We start from the raw sequence: 3,979 nt of genomic DNA, 5'->3' as shown, positions 1-3,979 counted from the left end.
ATTTACCCCACCTCCTTTTAAATTTTTAGACTTATTAGCTAAATCTTAAGTTAAGTATATTTGATGAGTGTTATTAAAATATAGTAAAGAAGTTTACAAGTTTTTGACAAAGGGAACGATAGTAAAGATATTGAAATATTAAGGTATGGAGGTGGTTTTATGATTAATAAGTTGACTATTGATGATGTGCCTGAGAATTTAAAGAGTGTGGCTTGTGCTATTGGCATTGATGCTTTGAGAAGTCTTATTAAGTGTGCTGGAGGGACTAGTGTTTATCTTCCTAGTGAAAGGTGTATAACTAAGCCTGTTAGGGACAGGGTTATTAGGGAGAGTTTTTGTGGTGATTATAAGGAGATGGCAAGAAGGTTTGGTATTAGTGAGGTTAGGGTTAGAAAGATTGTTGGTGAAAAGAGTTAAACCGTTGGTTATTTCCAACGGTTTTATTTATATTTTAGATTTGCTCTAAAAATTCAAGGATAGTTAAGTTATTAATTTAAATATAAGTAATTTTATCATAACTATTTAAAATAATTTAAAAAAATAGTAAAATAAATAAAAAAATAAAGTAGAAGAAATCGTATTTGTGGAAATATACACAAAAAAACAAATTTAGATACTCAGTTAAAAAAGCTTACTATTTAATAAATTTATAGTCTTATAGATGAATTAAATAAGGTAATAAGATTTAGTGATGTACTAGTAATACCATCAATATCTGACTGTATGAAAAGTATAGATATATACAGAAATATATTTAGAAAATCCATAACAAATTGGAAGTAGTAACTATGGTTTATATACAAACTATACTGGAGTAAGAGTAAATACACTAGATGTACCAAAGCCTAAACAAACTAGAAATTTAATTAAATCATCAATAGTACCATATCAAGTATTAATAAGTACAAGTGAATGCATAGAAAAATTGTTATAAAGTATGAGACAAAGATTATAAAAAATCTTAAATAAAATTGCGAGTTTAAATTAATATAAAAGGATAGGAAAACAGAGCATTTTATAATGATTAGAAGACCTAAAAATATGATATAATTAAAATAAGTAAAATGTCAATAGGAGGTGGAAAAATGGCTAATCATATAAAATACATAGATATACATAAATTCAAAGGAATAAAAGATATAAACATTTATGATATGAAATCAATAAATATATTTGTTGGTGATAATAACTCAGGAAAAACAACAATATTAGAGGCAATAAAATTCTTTGAAAAGCCATTTGATTATTTATCTCACCTAAGGTTAATGAGCAGAAAATATAACCCAAGAAGTATCAAATATAGTAAAATAAAAGAAATTTTTAATGAATGTAAATTAGAAAATGAGATAAATATAAATTTAGAATCAAATGGTGAAAATTATAATTTACATATAAAAGGTTTTGAAGAAGAAGAAATATACTTTGAAGACTATGAATTACTTGGAGAAGATGAGAGTAATGAAAGAACAATTTTAGAGTATACATTTAACTCAGAGAAACGAGAATTTATATTAGAAAATAGAAAAAAAAGTAGAATAAGTTTATCAAAAAATAATTTAAAACTTATAAATATGGGATATGCAATGCCTATAGATACATATTTAGAAAAAAGCACACTTAATGCAATTGATACAGTTATAAAAAAAGGTGATAAATGGAAACTTATAGAGTTATTAAAAATATTTGATAACAGTATAATTGATATAAATTATACATCAGATCAAGAAATATACATAACAACTCAAGATAAAAGTATACTAAGTTTATCTAGCTTTGGTGATGGACTTAAAAAAGCAATAGTACTAATTTCAAAAGTAATGGATGCTTATAATGGAGTGCTACTTATTGACGAAATAGAGAATGGAATACATAAAGATGTACTAGGTAAAATATTTAATGAAGTAATTAGAAATAGTAAGGAATATAATACTCAAATAGTAGCAACTACTCATAGTAGAGAAGCACTAGAAGCAATACTTGAAAATTTAGAACATAATTTAGATGATATAGCACTATATAGACTTGAGAACTTTAGAGGTAAAATGTATGCTAGAAGGTTTTCAGGACAAGATGCATATGAAATAATTATTGAAGAAGGTGGTGACTTAAGATAATGAGTCATTATCTTTTTGTAGTTGAAGGAATTCATGACGTAGCAATTATATCTAAAATATTAATGTTGATGGAATTTAAAGAAGTAGACAGAGATGATCAAATATTAAAACCAATGGATAAGTTAATAATTAGAAATTTTCCATTTTATAAAAATAGTTTGAATGTATTTAATAAAATACCTACTTTTTATAAAAAAGAGGATACACAAGTTTGTATAATAAATGCAGCAGGTGAAACAAAGTTACTGAAAGTATTAAACTCAGTATTAAAAAAATTAGAATTTAATGAAATGGAATTAATAGATAAAGTAGTTGTATTTTGTGATGGAGATCTAAAAGATAAAGAAGAAAAAATAGTAGATATAGTAGAACGAGGATTTGAAGGTAAAAAAAACAAGATTGATCGATTTTCTAGAGAAGAAATCTTAAATCAAACATTAAAAATAATAGAAGTAGAAGATTTTACTATACCATTTGAATTTTATGTTTTTCCTAATAATAAAGATTCAGGAAGATTAGAAAATATATTATTAGAAACTATAAATCAAGTAGATAGTGAACTTTTATATAATGTAGAGGAATTTTTAAAGAATATACCTAATGAATACAAACAAGAATGGTCAGTAGAAAATTCAAAATATGAAAAAACTAAGATTGCTTGTGTAGGTAGTGTTTTAAATCCAGGAGTAGCTAATGGTGTACATATAAGAGATAGCCATTGGATAAGTAAAGAAACTATAAATAATAGTCAGGCATTAAAATTAATATATGATTATATAGATAATATACTAACCCAAAAATAAAAGAAGTAAATTAGATGGCGAGAAAGCTTGTTTTTAGAAAAATTATAGATAAATCAGTGTTTTTTAGATGTTCTTCTAATATACTTATAATAATTAAACTCCAATCTATAATACCAAAATATTTTTGATATAATCTTAGGGTACTATATATTGGAGTTTAATTATTGTAAAAATTAAATAGCACAACGAGTTAATTAAGTACAAAAAATAATAAAAATAAAATATCTGAGACTAAAGAAGTTTTAAAATTTATAGTGTAATTATCGTATAATAAAATTATAGTAATGGAACTTATAAAAGTTTGTACGTTTCAGTTATAGCTATAATATTTAAACAATTTATAATTAAAATCTATCAACTTATATTAAAAAATATTTAATACATTCATTATTAAGTTAGATTACTATAAGACGTAAAATAGAACAAATAACATTCAAAGTAAGGGGTATAAATATGAAATTAAAAGAAGGTATATACGAACAAGTAATATCTAACAAAATACATGAAGAAATAAAAAATAGAGAAAATGAAATAAATATCCACAAAGAAGAAATAGAAAAAGAAGAGGCAAAAATAGTACTATCAAAATACCTACAAGAAGTAACTAAAAAAAGCTTAAATCTAATGAAAAACAAAGATCTAAACAAACAAATAGAGCTATGCAACCAAATAATAAACTACCTATCTACACAAGTAGAAGACGAAGAAATAAAAGAAAATAACATCCACAAAAACGGAGAAATACTACTATCAATAGAAGAAAAACTTAATAAATCAAAAATAAAAAACAACAATATAAGACCTATAACACCTATATCACAAAGTTACTTATTCACAAATTCAAACAATGAACCAGACCTAATAAATGAATTAAAAAGAGAAATAGCAAGTAGTGACAGTATAGATATATTAGTATCATTCATAAGATGGAGCGGACTAAGACTAATAAAAGATGAGCTAATAGAACACACAAAAACAAAAAAACTTAGAATAATAACAACCTCATATATGGGAGCAAGTGAATTTAGAGCTATAAAGTTTTTATCACAACTTCCTAATACA

Annotated in this window: 3 protein-coding genes and 1 pseudogene; all 4 read left to right on the top strand. The window is 24.3% G+C overall.

Features of this window, described 5'->3' with window-relative positions:
- Window positions 1–159 precede the first annotated feature (159 nt).
- Complete coding sequence (locus Q5F54_RS11495) at window positions 160–417, top strand: Mor transcription activator family protein (protein ID WP_302334459.1); 258 nt, start codon at window positions 160–162, stop codon at window positions 415–417.
- A gap of 668 nt (window positions 418–1,085) precedes the next feature.
- Entirely contained in the window at window positions 1,086–2,114 is a 1,029-nt protein-coding gene (locus Q5F54_RS11490; RefSeq protein WP_281538791.1) for an ATP/GTP-binding protein, read from the top strand.
- The gene (locus Q5F54_RS11485; protein WP_281538790.1) at window positions 2,114–2,917 is read left to right on the top strand and encodes a DUF3226 domain-containing protein; all 804 of its coding nucleotides are present in this window, start codon (window positions 2,114–2,116) and stop codon (window positions 2,915–2,917) included. Before Q5F54_RS11490 ends, Q5F54_RS11485 begins: the two co-directional genes overlap by 1 nt.
- A 453-nt stretch (window positions 2,918–3,370) precedes the next feature.
- A pseudogene (locus tag Q5F54_RS11480) lies at window positions 3,371–3,979 on the top strand (NgoFVII family restriction endonuclease); the annotation flags it as partial.

The sequence above is a fragment of the uncultured Romboutsia sp. genome, assembly GCF_958366745.1.
Classification (GTDB): Bacteria; Bacillota; Clostridia; order Peptostreptococcales; family Peptostreptococcaceae; genus Romboutsia; species Romboutsia timonensis.
The sequence above is the reverse complement of the archived record's forward strand: the minus strand, read 5'-3'. Positions and strand labels throughout refer to the sequence as shown.